This is a genomic window from Microbacterium invictum (assembly GCF_034421375.1).
Classification (GTDB): domain Bacteria; phylum Actinomycetota; class Actinomycetes; order Actinomycetales; family Microbacteriaceae; genus Microbacterium; species Microbacterium invictum_A.
In genome coordinates this window covers 1242574-1263166 of sequence record NZ_CP139779.1, presented here as the reverse complement: position 1 = coordinate 1263166, position 20593 = coordinate 1242574, and the positions used below count along the sequence as shown (strand labels likewise).

The window sequence follows — 20593 nt, the reverse complement described above, 5'->3', positions numbered from 1 at the left end:
CTGCAATGATGTGGGGATGATCGAACACGACGTGCTCGACGCGGGCCTGGGCGACGCGGATGACGACGACTTCGACGTTCCCGAGGCGTTCGACTCCGAGCTCCCCGACGATCGGTACCTCGACCGCGAGCTGAGCTGGCTGGCGTTCAACCAGCGGGTCCTCGAGCTCGCCGAAGACCCTTCGCTCCCCGCTCTGGAGCGGGCGAACTTCCTGGCCATCTTCGCCAGCAATCTCGACGAGTTCTTCATGGTGCGCGTCGCCGGGCTCAAGCGCCGCATCCTCACCGGTCTGGCCGTCCCCACCAATGTCGGCCGTGCCCCGCAGGAGGTGCTGGCCGACATCTCCTCGGCGGCGCACGCGCTGCAGCTCCGGCACGCTGACGCCTGGACGACCCTGGTGCGTCCCGAGCTCGCGGCGAAGGGGATCGAGATCCTCTCCTACGACGATCTGGCCGACGACGAGCGCACCGCGCTCTACGACTACTTCCAGGCGCAGGTCTTCCCGGTCCTCATGCCGCTCGCGGTCGACCCCGCGCACCCCTTCCCCTACATCTCTGGCCTGTCGTTGAACCTCGCGATCCGGATCCGAAACGCCCGCACGGGGCGTCAGGAGTTCGCGCGCTTGAAGGTCCCCCCGATGCTCCCGCGGTTCGTCGAGGTGGGCCGTGACGGCGAGCGTGTGCGCTATCTGCCGCTGGAAGACCTCATCGCCCACAACCTCGACGATCTCTTCCCCGGCATGGAGATCCTCGACCATCACGCCTTCCGCCTGACCCGCAACGAGGACATGACGATCGAGGAGGATGAGACCGAGAACCTCATCCAGGCCCTCGAAGCCGAGCTCCTGCGCCGCCGGTTCGGCCCGCCGATCCGCCTCGAAGTCACCGAGGACATGGACGACCTGACGTTGGAGCTCCTCCTCAGCGAGCTCGACATCACGGCGCAGGAGGTCTATCGCCTCCCCGGGCCGCTGGATCTGCGCGGCCTGTTCGATCTGTCCCGCCTCGACCGCCCGGATCTGCGCTACAAGCCGCACCTGCCGACCACCGCGGTGGCGTTCCAGCCGGGCGACAACAACGAGCGCGCCGATATCTTCACCGCGATCCGCAAGGCCGACGTGCTGGTCCACCACCCGTACGAATCGTTCGCGACGAGCGTGCAGGCCTTCCTCGAGCAGGCGGCGAAGGACCCGCACGTCCTCGCCATCAAGCAGACGCTCTACCGCACCTCGGGCGACAGCCCGATCGTGCAGGCTCTCATCGACGCCGCCGAGGCCGGCAAGCAGGTGCTCGCGCTGGTCGAGGTGAAGGCGCGGTTCGACGAGGCGGCGAACATCGTCTGGGCCCGCAAGCTCGAGAAGGCCGGGGTCCACGTCGTCTACGGCCTCGTGGGGCTGAAGACCCACTGCAAGCTCGCGCACGTCATCCGCGAGGAGGACGGTGTCCTGCGCTCGTACAGCCATGTCGGAACCGGGAACTACAACCCCAAGACCAGCCGCATCTACGAGGACTTCGGGCTGTTCACCGCCAACGACCAGGTGGGGCGCGATCTCACGCGCCTGTTCAACGAGCTGTCGGGCTACGCGATCGAGAAGAAGTTCAAACGCCTCCTCGTCGCCCCCCTGCACCTGCGCAAGGGCCTGCTGCGTCTGATCGATCGCGAGCGCCGGAACGCCCTGGCGGGAAAGCCCGCGCGCATCCGGATCAAGGTCAACTCCATGGTCGACGAGCAGATCATCGATGCGCTGTACCGGGCGAGCCAGGCCGGGGTGCCGGTGGAGATCTGGGTGCGTGGCATCTGCTCCCTCAAGCCCGGGGTGCCCGGGATGAGTGAGAACATCACCGTCCGCAGCATCCTGGGTCGGTATCTCGAGCACTCGCGGATCTTCTCGTTCGCGCACGACGGCGACCCGCAGGTCTACATCGGCAGCGCCGACATGATGCACCGGAATCTCGACCGTCGCGTCGAGGCGCTGGTGCGGGTCACCGCCGAGCAGCATCTGAAAGAGCTCTCGGACCTGTTCGACCTCGCGATGAACGACGCCACGAGCTCGTGGTGGCTCGGGCCCGAGGGCGAGTGGACCCGCCACAGCCGGAGCGAGGACGGCAAGGCCCTCGTCGACCTGCAGGATCGCACGATGACGAACGTGCAGCGCCGCCGGCGCGCACGGGCGGTGCGATGACGGCCGACACGGTCTACGCCGCGGGCGGCGTCGTGTGGCGCGTGGTGGAGGGGAAGCTGCGGATCCTCCTCATCCACCGCACGAAGTACCGCGACATCACGCTCCCCAAGGGCAAGGTCGATCCGGGCGAGAGCCTCGCCGAGACGGCTGCGCGCGAGATCCACGAGGAGACGGGCATCAAGGTGAGCCTCGGCGCCCCCGTCGGGGTGTCCCGGTACCACCTGCCCAGCAAGCGCGAGAAGGTCGTGCACTACTGGGCCGCGGAGGCGACCGAGACCGCCATCCGCGCCTCGTCCTTCGTTCCCAACCGCGAGATCGCCGCCCTCGAATGGCGGTCGCCGAAGAAGGCCCTGAAGCTCCTCAGCTACCCGGTCGACATCGACATCCTGGAGCGGTTCCTGGCCCTCCGAGAGGGGGATCCGCCCCGCACGTTCCCGGTCGTGGTGCTCCGCCACGGCAAAGCCCTCGGGCGCGAGGACTGGGACGGGAAGGACGGTGATCGCCCTCTCACGGTCCGCGGCAAGCGCCAGGCTTCGGCCCTCGTCGGCCAGCTGCAGGCGTTCGGTGTGCAACAGGTGCTCTCGAGCCCCGCGGTCCGCTGCGTCAAGACCGTCGCCCCCTTCGCCGCCGCGGCCGGGCGCAAGGTGGAGTTCTGCCGGAACATCAGTGAGGAAGCGTGGGACGACGGTTCCGCGGACGTGCGCCGGGTCATCGGCGAGCGGGTGCGCAGCCGCAGACCGGTCGTGCTCGTCAGCCACCGCCCGGTGCTCCCCACGATTCTGAGCGAAGTGGTGCTCGCCACCGGCACGCTCCCCGGGATGCTGGCGAAGGCGCCCCCGCTCGAGCCGGCCGGATACTCCGTCCTCCATGTCTCGGCCGACGCACCGGGCTCCGGTGTCCTGGCGATCGAGACCTTCACGCCCGCGCTGTGACAGCGCGCGATGACCGCGGGCGCGGCACCGTGAGCGCGGCACAATGAGCGAGCCCCCGCGGCATCCCCCCGGATTCACCCTGGACTGGGCCGAGGTGCCCGAGGGGGTCGCTCGGCGAGAGGTCGCCTGGTCGCTGCTCGCGCAGCTCGCGGGACACCCCGCCGGCCTCCGTCTGCGCAATCCCTGTCCGCGCTGCGGGGGGCCGCACGGCCCCGTCGTCCTCGAGGGCACCCGACTGCGCGGATCGGTGGCCTACGCCGGAGCGATCGCGATCGCCGCCGTCGTTCCCGCGGCGGGGATCCTCGGGTTCGGAATCGACGCCGAAGCCCGCACCGATCCCCGACGCGACGCCGCGGGATGGGAGGGGGTACCCGGGCCGGGTCTGCCCGGCACCCTGCGCGGATGGACTCGGATCGAAGCGGCGCTGAAGGCCGACGGGCGGGGGCTCGCGGTCGATCCCGCCGAGGTCGTCGTGCGCGAGGGGCGGGGCGGTTCGTGGTCCGCGATCGTGCCCGGCCGCGCGCAGCCGGCCGAGGGATGGGACGTTGCGGCGCCCGAGCTCGTCGTCAGCGCGGCCATCCTGCGTCAGCGAAGCGGCGGGAGCGCGGCGGCATCGATCCAGCGGTGAAGGAGCTCCTCCCCCGCCGTGCCGAAGGACTCGGCGACGGCGAGACGGAAGTCGGCGGTACCGACCAGCTGATGGCGGTGCGTCGTGGTCCATCGCCTCAGGAAGGCGAAGAACGCCTCGTCGCCCGCGGCGAGGCGCAGGGCGTGCAGGGTGAGCGCTCCGCGCTTGTACACGCGATCGTCGAACATCGCCGCCGCCCCCGGATCCGACAGGATGAGGTCGGCGGGCTCCGCCCGCACCCGTTCGCGGTGCAGGGCGGCGAGGGAGTGCGCCGTGGGTCCCCCCGAGCGCTCCGACCACAGCCACTCGGCGTAGCAGGCGAAGCCCTCGTTCAGCCAGATGTCGCGCCAGTCCCGGAGGCCGACGCTGTTGCCCACCCACTGGTGGGCCAGTTCGTGCGCGATGAGCCGCTCGTAGACGGGGTCGAGGTGATTGACGCCGAAGAGCGCCATACCCTGCGCCTCGAGCGGGATCTCGAGGGGGTCGGCGGTGACGACCATCGTGCAGCGCTCCTGCGGATACGGACCGAACACGTCCTCGAACACCGCGATCATGCGCGGAAGCATCGCGAACGCCCGCGCGGCGGGTTCCGCCAGCTCCGGCGGATGGACGAGCTCGGCGATCACTCCGGGGACCGCCACCTCGGTGGTCGCGAAGCGTCCGACGTGCGCGGCGACGAGGTAGGTCGCCGTCGGCACGCGCAGCTCGAACGTGCGCTGCTCGAGTCTGCCGCGGCGGCGGGAGTCGACGGCGACGCCGGTGGCGAGCGGCTGGTAGGGCGCATCGGTGGCGAGGGTGATCCGGTAGGTCGCGCGGTCGTCGGGGCGGTCGTTGCAGGGGAACCACGTCGGCGCACCGATGGGCTGGGCCGCCACGAGGGCTCCGTCGTGCAGTTCCTCCCAGCCGAGCGTCCCCCAGCGCGTCCGTCGCGGCCGTGGCGCGCCGGCATAGGCGACATCGATCGAGAATCGCTCCCCCGGCTCGAGCGGCACGGGAAGGGTGAGTCGCAGCGAGCGCGCGTCCTGGCGGAACGAGACCGGGTCGCCGTCGACGCGTACCGCTCCGGCACGGAGCCCGACGAGGTCCAGACGCACCTGGCGGGTGGGGAGCGCGGCCACGGCGTTCAGCACCGCCCGCCCGTCGAGGCGGTTGGTGCGCACACGGTACGTCAGGTCGAGGTCGTACGACTCGACGTCGAAGGTGGGATCACCGCTGTCGGGGGTGTAGGCCGAAACGGGTGTCACGAACGCCAGACGGTCACGAGGTCGACTGGTAGGCGCGGATCTTCACCGCACGCCAGGGGCCGATCGGGTTGCCGCTCCAGCGCGAGCCGACGGGCACCGCTTCGCCGCGCATCACCAGCGATGCCGGGCCCACGGTGGCGTGCGAGCCGATGACCGCGCCGGGCAGGATGACGCTGTGCGGCCCGAGCGTGGCCCCGGGTTCGAGGGTGACGGTGTCCATACTCATGATTCGATCATGGAACAGGTGGGTCTGCACGACGCACCCGCGATTGACGGTGCTGCCGTCGCCCAGGGTGACGAGGTCGGGCTCGGGCAGCCAGTAGCTGTCGCACCAGACGCCCCGGCCGATGCGGGCGCCCAGGGTGCGCAGCCACACCGCGAGTGCGGGCGTTCCGGCGGCCGCCCGGGCGAACCAGGGCGCGGCGACCATCTCGGTGAAGGTGTCCGACACCTCGGTGCGCCAGACGAAGCTCGACCACAGCGGCGACTCGCCGGCGCGGATGGGCCCGACGATGAGCCACTTCGCGGCGGTGCTCAAGAGCGCCGCGACGGCCCCGGCGACGAGCAGCACCGCGCCCGAGAGCAGGAGGGCGGCGACCGGTCCGGCTGCCTCCCAGAGCGCCGCGAGGGCGAAGAGGACCCCGAGTCCGATGCCGCAGGTGAGGATGACCGGAACGATCCGGCACAGTTCCCACAGGGTCCGCGCCACGCGGAGTCGCGTCGGCGGGTGGTAGGTCCGCTCGTCGTCGCCGCCGGCGGTGACCCGGCGCAGCCGCACGGCGGGCGAGCCGAGCCACGACGATCCGGCCTTGGCCTTGCGCGGCGCGGCCGAGAGCACGGCGACGAGGCCGTCCCGCGGCACCCGATGACCGGGCGCGGCCATGCCGGAGTTCCCGAGGAACGCGCGTTTGCCGATGCGCACCGCGCCGATCCGCACCCAGCCGCGCCGCAGCTCGTAGGAGGCCACCATCGTGTCGTCGGCGAGGAACGCGCCGTCCTCGATCCGGGTCATCGACGGCAGGAGGAGGACGGTCGACGCCTCGACGTCCTTGCCGACCTCGGCACCGAGGAGCCGGAGCCACACCGGGGTGAACAGGCTCGAGTAGAGCGGGAAGAGGATGGTGCGTGCCGAGTCGAGCAGGCGCTCGATCGTCCAGGCGCGCCATCCGTTCGCACTTCGCACCGGGAAGGTGCCCTCCTTCAGCCCGAGGGACAGCAGCCGCACCGTGACGACCACCGCACCGGCGAAGGCGATCCCGGCCACGAGGACCCCGGGGACGAGCAGGGCGAGGGCGCCGAGGAACGCGGCTCCCAGGTCATCCGCCCCGCGGATCCCCGCGGCCACCACGAGGCCGCCGAGCGAGAACGCCGCGATCGGCAGGAGTGCCAGCAGGACGGATGCCGCGGCGTACGCCCACAGCCACCGGGTCGGCGCGGGGGCGCGGTCCACCGGCCACCCGGCCGCGACCTCGCCGACCCGGACGGCCGGCGATCCCGCCCACGACTGGTCGGCTTTGACCCGGCCGAACACCGCCGATCCCGGGGCGATCTCGGCCCGCTGACCGATGCGGGTGCCGGGAGCCAGCGTCGAACGCGCACCGACCGTGGCGTTGGCACCGATCCGCACGCGGCCGATCCGCACGACGTCGCCGTCGATCCAGGTGCCGGTGAGGTCGACCTCCGGCTCGATCGCGGCCCCGTCGCCGACCTCGAGCATCCCGGTGATCGGCGGGAGGGTGTGAAGGTCCACGCCTCGGCCCACCTTCGCCCCGAGGGCGCGGGCGTAGTAGACCACCCAGGGCGCGCCGGCGAGCCCGACGGCGTCGATTTGATCGGCGATCTGCTCGGCGAGCCAGAGCCGCAGGTGCACGCTCCCGCCGCGGGGGTAGTCGCCGGGCCGGACGCCGGCGAGCAGGAGCCTCGCCGCCGCGGCGGCGATCGCCATCCGGCCGAGCGGCGTGGCGAAGATCAGCAGTCCGACGACGATCATCGGCCACGGTGCGCTCGGGAGCGCCTCGAAGCCGGGCACGAGCCGCAGGAGCGCCGAGGCGGCGAGGAGGTAGAGGAGCCACCGGATGCCGCTCAAGACGAACAGGGGCGCCGCCAGCAGCGTCTGCGCCCACTGAGCGCGGCGGGGTGTGGGCACGGGCCGGTGGAAGTCGGTGCGGGCATCCTCGGCGACCGCTCCGAGCGCCTTCGCCATCGCGCCGAGTCGCGGCACGTCGTAGATGTCGGCGACCGAGAATTCCGGCACCCGGGCCCGAAGACGCGACACGAGCTGCGCCGCGGCGAGCGAGCCGCCGCCCAGGTCGAAGAAGTCCGCCTCGCGGTCGGCCACGGGCATGCCGAGCACCGCCTGCCATTGGCCGGCCAGCCAGACCTCGTCGGGCGAGAGGTCGCCGACGTCGATCTCGACACCGGGGAGCGGCCACGGCAGGGCGGCACGATCGACCTTGCCGGAGGTTCGGACGGGGAGGTCGTCGACGACGGCGAGCAGGGGCACGAGGGCAGCGGGAAGCCGCTCGGCGAGGAACGCCCGCGCGGCGGAACGATCCAGGTCCGCTGGGGCGACGAGGTATCCGACGAGGAGGGGGACTCCGGCGTCGCTGGTGCGCACCGCCGCGGCGGCCGCAGCCACACCCGGGATGTCCTGCAGCGCCGCCTCGACCTCGCCGAGCTCGATGCGACGGCCGCCCACCTTCACCTGATCGTCGGCGCGACCCACGAACACCAGCCCCGCGGGGTCGTACCGGACGAGGTCGCCCGACCGGTAAGCCCGCTCCCACCCGAGCGGGGGGAACGGCGCGTACTTCTCGGCGTCCTTCGCCGGGTCGAGGTAGCGGGCGAGACCGACCCCGCCGATGATCAGCTCCCCGGTCTCGCCGGGTTCCACCCGCCGGCCGTCGGCGTCGACCACGGCGAGCGCCCAGCCGTCCAGGGGCAGACCGATGCGCACCGGGCCGTCGCCCCCGAGCGGCGCAGCGCACGCCACGACGGTCGCCTCGGTGGGCCCGTAGGTGTTCCACACCTCGCGACCCTCCACCGACAGTCGCGCGGCGAGCTCGGGCGGGCACGCTTCGCCTCCGAAGATCAAGAGCCGCACGCTCTCCAGCGCGTCCTGCGGCCACATCGCCGCGAGGGTCGGCACGGTGGAGACCACCGTGATCCCCTGACGGATGAGCCACGGCGCCAGGTCCTCGCCCGATCGCACCACCGCCCGCGGGGCCGGGACCAGGCACGCGCCGTGACGCCAGGCGAGCCACATCTCCTCGCAGGACGCGTCGAAGGCGACCGACAGCCCCGCGAGCACCCGGTCTTCCGCTCCCAGCGGCGCATCCTGCAGGAAAAGCCGGGCCTCGGCGTCGACGAAGGCCGCCGCCGACCGATGGGTGACCGCCACCCCCTTGGGCACCCCCGTCGAGCCGGAGGTGAAGATGATCCACGCGTCGTCGTCGGGCGTCGGCGGCGCGAGGGCGGCCAGAGCCGCCGTGTCGGTCGGCACGGCGCCATCCCGAGCGTCCGGTGGCGTCGGTACGGACGCCCTGCCCTCACCGGCGACGAAGACGAGCCCGTCGGTGAGGATGCCGGCGACGCGGGCCTCGCCGAAGACCAGGCGTGCCCGCTCGTCGGGATCGTCCGCGTCGACCGGCACGTACGCCGCGCCGGCGGCGAGGATCCCGAGGATCGCCACGTAGAGATCCTTCGAGCCCGAGGCGATCCGCACGCCGATCCGGTCGCCCGTGGTCACCGCTTCACCGCGGAGCCGGAGCGCGAGACGGCTCGCCGCGCGTACCGTCTCGCGGTAGCTCAGGGCCGTCGAGCCGTCATCCAGCGCCGACGCCTCCGGGTGACGGGACGCGGTCTCGCGGATGATGTCCCACAGGGTCCGCGGCGGGGCGGCGGCCGCGGCGCGATCGAGCGGCGATTGGTCGCCACCGGCACCCGCCAGCGGGGGCTGAGGGTCCGGTTCGGGCTCGGGCATGTCTCGGATCGTAGCGAGAGAAGGTAACGCAGCCGGCCATGCGGGGGCGGGCCCCGTTCACCTCCCGTTCACCGGCCCAGCGCACTCTCTTAAGAGTCGATGCTTAGCGTGCCCCTCGGACCCTGCACCGGGTATCCACATCCCCAACCCGAAGGACTCACACAGTGAAGATCTCTCGCATTGCTCAGCTGGGCGCCGTCGCGGCCGTCGCGGCGCTGACGCTCACCGCCTGCGCCGCCAACGAGACCGCCCCCGCCGGTGGCGACTCCTCCGACGCCCCCGCCGAATCGACCCTCTCGGGCGAGCTCGTCGGCTCGGGCGCGTCGTCGCAGGAGGTCGCGGTCCAGGCCTGGTCCGCCGGCTTCCAGGGCGCGAACCCCGACGTCACCGTCAGCTACGACCCCTCGGGCTCGGGCGCGGGCCGCGACTCTTTCCAGGCCGGTGCGGTCGCCTTCGCCGGCTCCGACCGGGCCTTCACCGCCGACGAGATCGCCGAGGGCCCCTTCGACGGCTGCGTCGAGGGCTCGGGCATCGTCGAGCTCCCCTCCTACATCTCCCCCATCGCGGTGATCTTCAACCTCGAGGGCGTGGACGAGCTGAACATGGATGCCGCGACGATCGCCGGCATCTTCGCGGGCACGATCACCAACTGGAACGACCCGGCCATCGCCGCTCTCAACGAGGGCGTCGAGCTTCCCGACCAGGTGATCACCCCTGTCCACCGCGCCGACGACTCGGGCACCACCGAGAACTTCACCGACTACCTCTACCAGGCAGCCCCCGACGTGTGGACCTACGAGCCCGACGGCGTGTGGCCGCTGAGCACCGGTGAGGCCGCGCAGGGCACCTCGGGCGTCGTCTCCGCCGTCGAGGGCGGCGTGGGCACCATCGGCTACGCCGACGCGTCGCGCGCAGAGGGCTTCGGTCAGGTCGCGGTGCAGGTCGGCGAAGAGTTCATCCCGTTCTCCCCCGAGGCTGCGTCGGCGATCGTCGACGCGTCGCCGCGCGAGGAGGGCCGCACCGACGGCGACCTCGCGATCGCCCTGGACCGCACTCCCGATGAGGCCGCATACCCGATCGTCCTGGTCAGCTACATGATCGCGTGCGAGGAGTACGCCGACGCCGCTCAGGCGCCGCTGGTGAAGGGCTTCCTCGAGTACGTCATCAGCCCCGAGGGCCAGGACGCCGCGGCTGAGGCCGCCGGCTCCGCTCCGATCTCCGACACCCAGCGCGAGAACATGCAGGCCGCGATCGACCTGATCGTCACCGAGTGACACCCCGGTGTCCGACCCGCTCCGGCGGGTCGGACACCGTTCCTCTCCCCCGGGAGAACCTCACCACCCCACCCGAGAACAGGATGAGATGACCACTCTGGCTCCTCCGGCGGCCGAGCCCCGCACGAAGCCGAAGCAGCGGCCCGGCGACCGCTGGTTCTCGGGCACCGCGCTGTTCGCCGGCTCGATGATCCTGGTGACCCTCGCCGCGGTCGCGATCTTCCTCATCGTCCAGTCGATCCCCGGCCTCACCGCGACGAGCGAGAACGCCTCGGTCCTCACCTCCACCTTCTGGTCCTACGTCTGGCCCCTCGCCTTCGGCACCCTGTGGGCCTCGCTCCTGGCCCTGGTGATGGCCGTGCCGCTCTCGGTCGCCGTCGCACTGTTCATCTCGCACTACGCCCCGCGGCGTCTCGCGCAGACCCTCGGGTACATCGTCGACCTGCTGGCCGCCGTCCCCTCGGTGGTCTTCGGACTCTGGGGCATCCTCGTCCTCGCCCCCGCCGTCCAGCCGGTCTACACCTGGCTCGTCGACAACGCCGGATGGTTCCCGCTGTTCGCCGGCCCCGTCTCCGGCACCGGGCGCACGATCTTCACCGCCGCCATGGTGCTGGCGGTCATGGTGACCCCGATCATCACGGCCATCTGCCGCGAGATCTTCCTGCAGACCCCGGTCCTCCACGAAGAGGCCGCCCTCGCCCTCGGCGCCACCCGCTGGGAGATGGTGCGGATGGCGGTCTTCCCGTTCGGTCGCTCGGGGATCGTCTCGGCCTCGATGCTCGGTCTGGGACGCGCCCTCGGCGAGACGATGGCCGTGGCCATGGTCCTCTCCGCCACGGGCGTCGTGACCTTCCGGCTCTTCACGTCCGAGAACCCCAGCACCATCCCCGCGAACATCGCCCTGACCTTCCCCGAGGCGTACGGCGTGAACGTCAACGTACTCATCGCCACCGGCCTCATCCTCTTCATCGTGACCTTCGCCGTCAACGCGCTCGCCCGCTGGATCGTCAGCCGGCGCAAGGAATTCTCGGGAGCGAACTGACATGGCCATCACCTCCGCTCCCCCCACCGAGACCCCTTCGGCACCCACGCTCACCGTCGACCAGCGGATCACCACCGGGCGGCTGCCGAAGTGGGCTCCGTGGGGCATCCTGGGCGCGAGCATCCTGCTCAGCCTGATCCTCTTCGGCATCGTCTCGCTCGCCCCCGAGGGCAGCTTCAACATCGCCGGCTTTGCGGTCGTCGCCGCACTGGTGTACCTGGTGCTCATCACGGTCGTCTCGAGCGTCGTCGAGGGCCGCCGCAAGGCCGTGGACCGCCTGGTGACGGGCATCGTCTCCACCGCCTTCGCGATCGCCATGGTCCCGCTGATCTCGCTGGCGATCACCGCCGTCGTCAACGGCGTCGCGGGCCTGTCGGCGGAGTTCTTCACCTCGTCGATGCGCAACGTCGTCGGCGAGGGCGGCGGCGCGCTGCACGCCATCGTCGGCACGCTCCTCATCACCGGTGCCGCGGCGATCATCTCGATCCCGATCGGCATCTTCACCGCGATCTACCTCGTCGAGTACGGCGAGGGCAAGCGCCTCGCGCAGGGCATCACCTTCCTCGTCGACGTCATGACCGGCATCCCCTCGATCGTCGCGGGGCTGTTCGCGTACGCCCTCTTCGCGATCTTCTTCGGTCAGGGAATCCGCCTCGGCATCATGGGCGCCATCGCCCTGTCGGTGCTGATGATCCCCGTGGTGGTGCGCTCCTGCGAGGAGATGCTGCGGCTGGTCCCGAACGAGCTGCGCGAGGCATCCCTGGCGCTCGGCGTGCCGAAGTGGCTGACCATCGCCAAGGTGGTCCTCCCCACCGCGATCGGCGGCATCGTCACCGGCATCATGCTCTCGATCGCCCGTGTGATCGGCGAGACGGCTCCCCTGCTCATCACGGCGGGGTTCACCACGAGCATGAACTACAACCTGTTCGAGGGGCGCATGATGACCCTCCCGGTGTTCACGTACACGCAGTTCATGAACCAGGGCATCCCCGCCGAGGCCTACATCAACCGCGCGTGGGCCGCCGCGCTCGTGCTCATCCTCATCGTGATGGCCCTCAACATCGTCGCGCGCGTCATCGCCAACTTCTACGCGCCCTCCAAGGGCCGCTGAGCCTTCCCACCCGAATCAGAGGAACCGTGTCCAAGAGCATCGAAGTCAACGACCTGAACGTCTACTACGGCGACTTCCTCGCCGTCGAAGGCGTCTCCCTCAACATCGAGCCGCGGAGCGTCACCGCGTTCATCGGTCCGTCCGGCTGCGGCAAGTCGACGTTCCTGCGCACGCTCAACCGCATGCACGAGGTCATCCCCGGCGCGCGCGTCGAGGGCGATGTGCTGCTGGACGGCGACAACCTGTACGGCTCGAACGTCGACCCCGTGCTGGTCCGCCGCCAGATCGGCATGGTCTTCCAGCGCCCCAACCCCTTCCCCACGATGTCGATCCGCGACAACGTGCTGGCCGGCGTGAAGCTCAACAACAAGCGGCTGTCGAAGTCCGACGCCGATGGCCTGGTGGAGAAGTCGCTCAAGGGCGCGAACCTCTGGAACGAGGTCAAGGACCGCCTGGACCGGCCGGGCTCCAGCCTCTCGGGCGGCCAGCAGCAGCGACTGTGCATCGCCCGTGCGATCGCCGTGTCACCCCAGGTCCTGCTGATGGACGAGCCCTGCTCGGCGCTCGACCCCATCTCGACCTACGCGATCGAGGAGCTCATCGCCGAGCTGAAGAACGAGTACACCGTCGTCATCGTCACCCACAACATGCAGCAGGCCTCGCGGGTGTCGGACAAGACGGCGTTCTTCAACATCGCCGGCACCGGCAAGCCGGGCAAGCTCATCGAGTACGACGACACCACCACCATCTTCACCACGCCCTCGGTCCAGGCCACCGAGGATTACGTCTCCGGCCGCTTCGGATAAGCAGCCCGCGAACCTCCGCCGCGCGGCGCGCCCTGCTGGGGGGCTCGGCCCGTCGCGCGGCGAGAGTACCGTCGCGCGGCGAGAGTACCGTCGCGCGGCGCGCGACGTCATCCGCGCGGGCTCAGCAGGTGGTCGTTGAAGGATGCCGTCAGCGCGGCGTCGACCGGGATCGGGTGGTCGTCCACCCGCGCGATCGGTGCCGCGAGCCGCACGCTCGATACGAGCCATCCGCTCTCCGCCCGCTGCAGGCGATCGACCGACACCCTCTCGTAGCCGACCTCGAACCCGCGGGCGGCGAGGAAGGCGAACAGGCTCAGCTGCGTCGTGCCGTGGAGGATGCCCGCCGCGGGCTCGGGGGTGACGAAGCGGTCGCCGAATCGCAGAATGACCGACGCGGTGGGAGCCTCCAGGACGATCCCGTCGGACGACACGAAGACCGCGTCATCCGCCCCCCGTCGGTGCGCCTCGCGGATCGCCGCCATGTTCACCGCGTACGACAGGGTCTTCGCCCCGAGGAGCAGCCAGGGGGCGCGCGCGGACGCGTCGCTGTCGATGCCGCGGTCGAGCGTCACCACCCGGACACCGTCCCGGCGGACCCGCGTGAAGTCCGGCGCAGCCGTCGCCGTGACCCACGCCGTGGGGGCAGGGCCCCGGTCGACGCCGCGGCTGAGGACGAGCTTGATGACGCTCTCCCCCGCCGGGCAGCGCTCGGCGACGACGTGCACCGCCGCCCGCCACTGACCCAGATGCGGGCGGGGCAGGTCGCACAGCCGTGCCGAGTGCGCGAGACGCTCCAGGTGCGCGGTGACGTCCTGCGGGTGCCCGTCGACGACGCCGATGGATTCGAAGACGCCGTCGCCGCGCTGCGCGCTCAGTTCTCCGAGGCTCAGGACGGGCCCTGCCGGATCGACGTCGGAGAACGTCGCGGTGAAATCCGTGAGGTCCGCGCCGGATGCGGCGGGGTCGATCATCAGGGCGTGTCGCCAGGTCATCCCTCGAGCCTAGGTGACGGGAATAGCCGTCGTCGGAGGTCGGTTAGACTGTCGTAGCCGGGCCGCAGTAACCCCGGGCTCCATCTTCTGCCGCTGCGAGCGGCCATGCGCCGAGAGGCGTTCTGCGGCCCGGCACCATCGTCTTCCGGCGAGGGCGTGCGTCAGCTGAGCGCGTCGCGGCGCCAGAGACCCGCGCAGGCGGAGAGATCGACCGCGTAGTCGGTGAGGCGCAGCGCGCGGGTGGTCAGTGCCCCGGCGCGATCGGGCTCGGTGGCCTCGTAGTCGTCGGCGAGGTGACTCGCCCCGGACGCCTGCACCCGACAGAACGCCGCCGCCCGGTCGAGCGCGACGGCGAAATCACCCTGGAAGAGGCCGCGCAGCAGCGTGTCGACCAGCTCGACGAGCTCGTCGGGGCCGGCGGGGCTCGGAGCACCCGCGATGACCTCGTCCGCCGACGCCAGCTCCGCACGCCCGCGCTCGTACAGCAGCGCCGCGGTGCGCGGATCGTCGTGGATCATCAGCTGCAGCAGGTACAGGCGCCACAGCGCCCCCGGAAGGCTCTTGGCGGGGGCGTGAGACCACAGCTCCGCGAGATCGTCGATTCCGTGGTGGTCGGTGAACGTCACCAGGCGATCGACGATCTCGGCGGTGGGCTCGGAGCGCACCCTCGTCAGCAGGGCCTGCGCGGTCGAGTGCGCCACGCGTGAGACCTCCGCAGGATCCCGCGAGGCGAAGACGCGGTCGAACAGCTCTGCAGGGCGCCTCACCGGCTTGTGGAATTCCCTCGATCCGTCACTCACCCGCCCCAGGTTACCCCCGTGTCTCGACGGGCGGCCGGTTCCGTGGCGTCGGTTCTCAGGCGTCGGTTCTCAGGCGTCGGTGTTCAGGCGTCGGTGGGGATGGCGACGAGCGGGTCGGAGGTCGGCAGCCCCGTGGGCGAGCCGCCCGTCGGCTCGACCGACATCGCGATCGTGTCGCCCTGCTCGAAGCCCGCCTCCAGCAGCGCGACGGTCTCGCCGCCGGGCGCCGGCTCGAACGTGCCGGCCGAGGTCACCTCGTCGCCGCGGAGGACCCAGAGCTCGAAGACCTGGTCGTCGGCGAGTCGAGGCAGTCCGTCGGTGACGACGACCGCCTGCTCGAGCGAGGGAGACCAGCGGGCCGTCACGACCCCGCCGTCGGCGGCTTCGGCCGTCACGGACGTCGCATCCGGCGCCGCCTCGATGGCGGCCAGGGCCACCTGGGCGGGAGTGCGGTTCAGGTACTCGTTGACCGACGCGGCCCCGAACCCGAGCGCCACGAGAAGGACGAAGCTCGCCGCGAGGGCGAGGAGCCCACGGGTCCACCGGCGACGGACGACGGCGACCGCGCCCGTCGTGGCCGGGTGGTGATCGTCTTCGTCGGTGCGTGCAGCGGCCGGCCCGGCGGCGTCCGGGGCCGGCGCATCGGACGTGCCGCCCACCGCGGCGAACAGCCCGGTGGCCGAGGAGATCTCCGGTTCGCGCTCATCCCGGTCGAAGACGTGCGCCAGAAGGGCGTCGCGGATGGACGGCGGCGGGGCGACGGCGGGCGCCATTCCGGCCAGGAGGGAGGCCGTCTCGAGCGCATCGTCGACATGGTGAGCCCACTCCGGGTGGGCGGCCCGCGCCTGTGCGAACACCTGCGCGTCCTCGGGTGACAGCGCGGCGAGCGCGAAGCCGGCTGCAAGCTCGGCGAATTCCTGTTCGTTCACGTTGTCACCCCCATTTCCATGCGCAGGCGCGAGAGTCCGTCCCGCATCCTCGTCTTGATCGTTCCCAGCGGCGCACCCACCAGCGCCGCGATTTCGCTCTGACTGTAGCCACCGAAGTAGGCGAGGGTCAGCGCCTCACGCTGCGGCACCGGGAGGGCGTCGAGCGCCCGATTCACTTTTTCTGCTTCGAGGCGGAGTTCCACGTGCTCGGCGACCGTGTCGTGCGCGACACCGAGATCGCGGTACCCCACGCGGATGTCTCGATCTGCACTCGACTGCGACGACCGTACCCGGTCGACCGCGCGGCGATGTGCGATCGTGAGCACCCACGTTCTGCCCTGCCCCTTGTTCGGGGCGAATCGGGAAGCGGATTGCCAGATCTCGAGGAAGACCTCCTGCAGAACCTCTTCGCTCTGAGACCGGTCGACCAGCACCCGCAGGATCAGGCCGAACACGCGTGACGAGAGCATGTCGTACAGCCGGGTGAAGGCCTCGCGATCGCCCTGAGCGACCCGCTGGAGAAGATCTCCGACGTGGTCGGCGTGCGGTTCGTCCTCGCGCACGTCGGCTCCGTCGATCACCACATGCACCAGCATGCCGTACTCCCCCCGGAATCCCGATTCCGCCGCTCGGTCGACACCTGTTCGTTGCGAAGCATCCAGCGGTTTGCCAGAACCCGGGATCCGGACCGGTCCCATCCGATCGGTGAGGCGTTCCGAAGGACCCGTTGTACCCGCTGAAACCGGCGGGGTCCCTGCACCAGGGATGCGGCCCGAAGCCGCTTCGACTATCAGGAGGAACGCAATGTCACGCAAGACTCGTCTCACCGCCGGTCTTTCCCTCGCCTTCGCTGCGACGCTCGCGCTGAGCGCCTGTTCGTCCGGCGCCGGCACCGCGGAAGACACCATGGAGCCCTCGATGGAGCCCTCGACCGAAGCGTCGTCGCCCGCCATGGAGGAGGACATGACCATGGACCCGGCTGCCAACCTCGTCGGCCCCGGCTGCGAGGCCTACGCCGAGCAGGTGCCCGACGGCGCCGGTTCGATCGAGGGCATGTCCACCGAGCCGGTCGCCACGGCCGCGTCGGCGAACCCGCTGCTGAGCACGCTCGTGCAGGCCGTCAGCGGTCAGCTCAACCCCGAGGTCGACCTCGTCGACACGCTGAACGGTGACGAGTTCACCGTCTTCGCGCCGGTCAATGACGCCTTCGCCGCGCTCGACCCGGCGACGCTCGAGTCGCTGCAGACCGACACCGCCGGCCTGACCTCGATCCTCACCTACCACGTGGTGCCCGGTCAGCTCTCGCCCGACGAGGTCGTCGGCACCCAGACCACCGTGCAGGGCGCAGACCTGGAGGTGACCGGCTCGGGTGACGAGCTCATGGTCAACCAGGCCAGCGTGATCTGCGGTGGCGTGGTCACCGCGAACGCCACGGTGTACCTGATCGACTCGGTCCTGACGCCGCCGGCTCAGTGATCTGATACTCCCGTCCGTATCTGGGGTGCGGCCGGGTGAATGGGGCGGCGTGGTCGCCGGTGCCGAGCGAGGTTGGCACCGGCGGTCACGTCGTTAACCGGCGGTCGGTCCGGCCGCTGAGACACCGTTAGGCTGGATCCACGGGCCTCTAGCTCAGTCGGTAGAGCATCGGACTTTTAATCCGCGGGTCGTGGGTTCGAGCCCCACGGGGCCCACCGCATCAACCCCTGCATGGTCGGGACGATCCGTCAAGGGCCGTCGGCCACTTCTCCTCCCGCCGTACCGTTTCAGGTATGCCACCGGCCGAGCCCCCCTTGCTGTCAGGGCGGTACCGCGTCGGCGAATGCATCGGCGAAGGCGGGATGGCACGGGTGTACCGTGCCGAGGATGTCGCCCTCGGCCGCACCGTCGCCATCAAGCGCATGCGGGGATCCATCGACGACGACCCCGCGCGCGTGCGGTCGGAGATGCGGCTCCTCGCCGGTCTCAGCCATCCGTCCCTGGTGACCCTTCTGGACGCCCACCTCGGGGATGAGACCCCCGGCGGCGACGGAGACTTCCTGGTCATGGAGTACGTCGACGGGCCGACTCTCGCGCAGTGTCTGAGCGGTGGCCCGCTTCCGGCGGCGACGGCGGCCGCGGTGACCGTGGATCTCGCCGATGCCCTCCACACCGTGCACTCGGCGGGGATCGTGCACCGCGACATCAAGCCGTCCAACATCCTGCTCTCCCCCTCGCCGCTGCCGATGCGGCAGTTCCGTGCCAAGCTCGCCGACTTCGGCATCGCCTATCTGCACGACAGCGCGCGGATCACCTCGCCGGGCCTCGTCCTGGGCACCGCGGCCTACCTCGCGCCCGAACAGGTGCGCGGGGATGCCCCGACCCCCGCGGTCGACGTGTTCTCGCTGGGTCTGGTCATCATCGAGGCCCTCACCGGCCTTCGCGCGTACCGGCGCGGCACCGGCGCCGAAGCCCTCGTCGCCCGGCTGGCCGCGGCGCCGGCGATCCCGCCCGACCTCGACGACGGCTGGCGCGAACTCCTGATCGCGATGACCGCGCTCGATCCCCGCGACCGGCCGACTGCCCTCGACGTGGCCGTCGCGGCATCCGCCCTCACCAGCACGGGCATGATGATCGCCATGCCGCCCGCCGCGCCGGCGCCCTCACCGGAGCCCTCCGGCGACATCGCCCGCGAGCCGGTGACGCCGGTCTGGGATCTGGACACCTCCGCACTGCCGACGACGCTGCCGACCGCCGCGCCCCTGGTGAGCGGACCGGCCTCCGCGTCGCCGACAGCCACGATCACACCCACCCGTCGGGCCGCCCGCCTCGGTCGCACCCGGCGTTCCCGCCGCGCCACGGCCCTGTGGGGCGCGGCCGCCGTGGCCACCCTCCTGGTCGCCGGCGTCGTCAGCGCGCTGTCGGGCGCATTCGGGACGGCAGGATCGGTGACCCCGGTCGTCTCCGAGCCGACCCCCGCCCGCATCCTCCCCGCCCCCGCGCCCACCGAGGAGATCGCGGAGGACGGCGGGACCTCGCCCGCCACCGTTCTCGACTCAGTCCCGGCGTCCGACACGGGAGTCGGGCTCGACGACGGTCAGGTCGCGGAGCCGCAGACATCGCCCACCCCGGCGGCGAGCTCTGGCCCGATCGGAACGGCAACGACCCCTGCCCCGAGCGCTCCTGACCCGAGCGCCCCCTCTCCCGCGCCCGGCGGCGATGACGGCGCGGTCGGCGGCGCGACGCCCACGCCCGCGCCTCCTGCACCCACCCCCGCACCGAGCGACCCGGCCTCGGACGAGGGATCCTCCGGGCCAGGCGGCGGAGGCGGTCCCGGGAACGGGAACGGGAACGGCCCCCCGGACGGGGTGAGCCCGCCCCCCTTCGACCGCGGATCCAGCTCGAGCAGCTGACTCAGATCTGCGCAGGCACGAGCTCGGCGCCCGCCCGTGCGATCTCGTCGAGGGCCCGGGCGCTGGATTCCGGGTGCACACCCGCGATGAGGTCCGTCAGCACCCGTACGCGACGGCCGGCGGCCAGAGCGTCCAGCGCCGAGGCGCGCACGCAGTAGTCGGTCGCGATCCCGGCGACGTCGATGTCCACAATGCCGTGACGATCGAGCAGGTCGGCCGCGGTGGCGCCGTCCTCGGCATGCCCCTCGAAAAGGGAGTACGCCGGCCGCCCCTGGCCCTTCTTCAGGTGATGAGTGACCGACGAGGCGTCGAAGAGATCGTCGTACTGCGCGCCGTACGAGCCGGCGACGCAGTGGGGCGGCCACGTGTCGATGAAGTCGGGGGCGTCGGAGAAGTGGCCGCCGTTGTCGTTGTCGGGGTCGTGCCAGTCGCGCGAGGCGACGATGAGGGCGTAGTCCCGGGCGTGCTCGGCGAGGAATCTCGTCACCCGCGCCGCGACGTCATCTCCCCCCACCACGCCCAGCGCACCGCGCTCGGTGAAGTCGTTCTGGAGGTCGACGATGAACAGCGCCCGGGTCATGGGTCGAGCCTACGACGGCGGGTGTCCTCGGGGGTGACCCGTCGGCTCCCGCCGTTATTCGGCGAGCCGGCTCATCCGCCCGCGAAGAGCAGGATCCACGAGATCACCAGGGTGACCATGCCGAGGCCCACGAGGCCGACTCCAAACCAGGCGACGAAGCGCACGGTGGGCGATCCCTTCGTGAGGCGCATCCGCCCCGGATCGTCTCGGCGGGCGAACACCGGCGCGGAGTCCTGACCCGCCAGTGCGTGCAGCTGGTCGTGCGTCAACCGAGCCTCACCGACCTCTCCGTCGGAGCCGAACCACCGGGCGACCCGGCCCCCCTGCTCGTCATCATCGTCGATCATGGCGGTGACGGGCTCCCACGTGCCGTCCGCGAGAGCGAGGATGCCGGCCACGACCAGAACGAGACCGCCGAGACCCAGACCCACCCAGCTGAAGATCTCCAGCACCGCGTTCACCGCGGTGTCGGCAGAGGTGGTCACTCCGTGAGTTTATTCGGCCGCGGACGCCGATGACGCCGGCGCGGGGATGATCGGATCGTGGAGCCACCTAAGGGAATCGAACCCTTGACCTATTCATTACGAGTGAATCGCTCTGCCGACTGAGCTAAGGTGGCGCGCGTCGCTCTCGCGATGCACGATCACCGATCTTACAGCCTCACCCGGCCCCGAGCGAACCGCGCGGGCGCTTACCGGCGGG

At 71.1% G+C, this 20593-nt stretch carries 17 protein-coding genes and 2 tRNA genes; 10 read left to right on the top strand and 9 right to left on the bottom strand.

Translation table 11 applies throughout. From position 1 onward, the window contains the following. Positions 1 to 16 precede the first annotated feature (16 nt). From T9R20_RS06070 to T9R20_RS06060, 3 genes are read left to right on the top strand one after another with little or no spacing between them, the layout of a single operon-like run. Positions 17 to 2182 carry an RNA degradosome polyphosphate kinase gene (locus T9R20_RS06070; RefSeq protein WP_322411636.1) on the top strand — a complete coding sequence of 722 codons (2166 nt, stop codon included), beginning with the start codon at positions 17 to 19 and terminating at the stop codon, positions 2180 to 2182. After that, a complete protein-coding gene (locus tag T9R20_RS06065; RefSeq protein ID WP_322411635.1) occupies positions 2179 to 3114 on the top strand; it encodes an NUDIX hydrolase in 936 nt (311 codons plus the stop codon). The genes T9R20_RS06070 and T9R20_RS06065 overlap by 4 nt, the downstream gene beginning before the upstream one ends. 43 nt (positions 3115 to 3157) lie before the next feature. After that, complete coding sequence (locus tag T9R20_RS06060; protein ID WP_322411634.1) at positions 3158 to 3742, top strand: chemotaxis protein CheY; 585 nt, start codon at positions 3158 to 3160, stop codon at positions 3740 to 3742. Here the strand turns inward: T9R20_RS06060 and T9R20_RS06055 are convergent. Continuing rightward, positions 3700 to 4986, bottom strand: a complete 1287-nt coding sequence (locus tag T9R20_RS06055) for a M1 family metallopeptidase (RefSeq protein ID WP_322411633.1) — start codon at positions 4984 to 4986, stop codon at positions 3700 to 3702. The two genes, T9R20_RS06060 and T9R20_RS06055, sit on opposite strands and share 43 nt — an antisense overlap. A gap of 13 nt (positions 4987 to 4999) precedes the next feature. After that, on the bottom strand, positions 5000 to 8968 hold the full coding sequence (locus T9R20_RS06050; protein WP_322411632.1) for a Pls/PosA family non-ribosomal peptide synthetase: 3969 nt from the start codon (positions 8966 to 8968) through the stop codon (positions 5000 to 5002). Positions 8969 to 9132: 164 nt separating this feature from the next. On the opposite strand from T9R20_RS06050, the gene pstS reads away from it, so the two are divergent. The 4 genes from pstS to pstB all read left to right on the top strand — a co-directional run bounded on the left by pstS (position 9133) and on the right by pstB (position 13201). Beyond that, positions 9133 to 10242, top strand: a complete 1110-nt coding sequence (pstS, locus tag T9R20_RS06045) for a phosphate ABC transporter substrate-binding protein PstS (RefSeq protein WP_322411631.1) — start codon at positions 9133 to 9135, stop codon at positions 10240 to 10242. 88 nt (positions 10243 to 10330) lie between these two features. Then, on the top strand, positions 10331 to 11284 hold the full coding sequence (gene pstC / locus T9R20_RS06040) for a phosphate ABC transporter permease subunit PstC (RefSeq protein WP_124293820.1): 954 nt from the start codon (positions 10331 to 10333) through the stop codon (positions 11282 to 11284). A 1-nt stretch (position 11285) separates the two neighbouring features. Then, the gene (pstA, locus tag T9R20_RS06035) at positions 11286 to 12395 is read left to right on the top strand and encodes a phosphate ABC transporter permease PstA (RefSeq protein WP_322411630.1); all 1110 of its coding nucleotides are present in this window, start codon (positions 11286 to 11288) and stop codon (positions 12393 to 12395) included. A 26-nt stretch (positions 12396 to 12421) separates the two neighbouring features. Then, a complete protein-coding gene (gene pstB / locus T9R20_RS06030; protein WP_248241868.1) occupies positions 12422 to 13201 on the top strand; it encodes a phosphate ABC transporter ATP-binding protein PstB in 780 nt (259 codons plus the stop codon). Positions 13202 to 13308: 107 nt separating this feature from the next. On the opposite strand, the gene T9R20_RS06025 is transcribed toward pstB, so the two are convergent. From T9R20_RS06025 to sigK, 4 genes are all read right to left on the bottom strand, one after another. Beyond that, positions 13309 to 14193, bottom strand: a complete 885-nt coding sequence (locus T9R20_RS06025) for an aminotransferase class IV (protein ID WP_322411629.1) — start codon at positions 14191 to 14193, stop codon at positions 13309 to 13311. A gap of 161 nt (positions 14194 to 14354) precedes the next feature. Next, on the bottom strand, positions 14355 to 14993 hold the full coding sequence (locus tag T9R20_RS06020; RefSeq protein WP_322411628.1) for a DNA-directed RNA polymerase subunit beta: 639 nt from the start codon (positions 14991 to 14993) through the stop codon (positions 14355 to 14357). Positions 14994 to 15076: 83 nt separating this feature from the next. Then, complete coding sequence (locus T9R20_RS06015) at positions 15077 to 15922, bottom strand: anti-sigma factor (RefSeq protein WP_322411627.1); 846 nt, start codon at positions 15920 to 15922, stop codon at positions 15077 to 15079. Then, on the bottom strand, positions 15919 to 16518 hold the full coding sequence (gene sigK / locus T9R20_RS06010; RefSeq protein WP_322411626.1) for an ECF RNA polymerase sigma factor SigK: 600 nt from the start codon (positions 16516 to 16518) through the stop codon (positions 15919 to 15921). The genes T9R20_RS06015 and sigK overlap by 4 nt, the downstream gene beginning before the upstream one ends. Positions 16519 to 16726: 208 nt before the next feature. Here sigK and T9R20_RS06005 point away from each other — a divergent pair, with 208 nt between their 5' ends. From T9R20_RS06005 to T9R20_RS05995, 3 genes are all read left to right on the top strand, one after another. Continuing rightward, on the top strand, positions 16727 to 17398 hold the full coding sequence (locus tag T9R20_RS06005; RefSeq protein WP_322411625.1) for a fasciclin domain-containing protein: 672 nt from the start codon (positions 16727 to 16729) through the stop codon (positions 17396 to 17398). Between the two features lie 142 nt (positions 17399 to 17540). Beyond that, a tRNA-Lys gene (locus T9R20_RS06000) sits at positions 17541 to 17613 on the top strand. 78 nt (positions 17614 to 17691) lie between these two features. Further along, on the top strand, positions 17692 to 19311 hold the full coding sequence (locus tag T9R20_RS05995) for a serine/threonine-protein kinase (RefSeq protein WP_322411624.1): 1620 nt from the start codon (positions 17692 to 17694) through the stop codon (positions 19309 to 19311). A 1-nt stretch (position 19312) separates the two neighbouring features. Here the strand turns inward: T9R20_RS05995 and T9R20_RS05990 are convergent, their stop codons facing one another. From T9R20_RS05990 to T9R20_RS05980, 3 genes are all read right to left on the bottom strand, one after another. Then, on the bottom strand, positions 19313 to 19891 hold the full coding sequence (locus tag T9R20_RS05990) for an isochorismatase family protein (protein ID WP_322411623.1): 579 nt from the start codon (positions 19889 to 19891) through the stop codon (positions 19313 to 19315). Between the two features lie 71 nt (positions 19892 to 19962). Further along, complete coding sequence (locus T9R20_RS05985) at positions 19963 to 20376, bottom strand: hypothetical protein (protein WP_322411622.1); 414 nt, start codon at positions 20374 to 20376, stop codon at positions 19963 to 19965. Between the two features lie 58 nt (positions 20377 to 20434). Continuing rightward, a tRNA-Thr gene (locus T9R20_RS05980) sits at positions 20435 to 20510 on the bottom strand. Positions 20511 to 20593 lie beyond the last annotated feature (83 nt).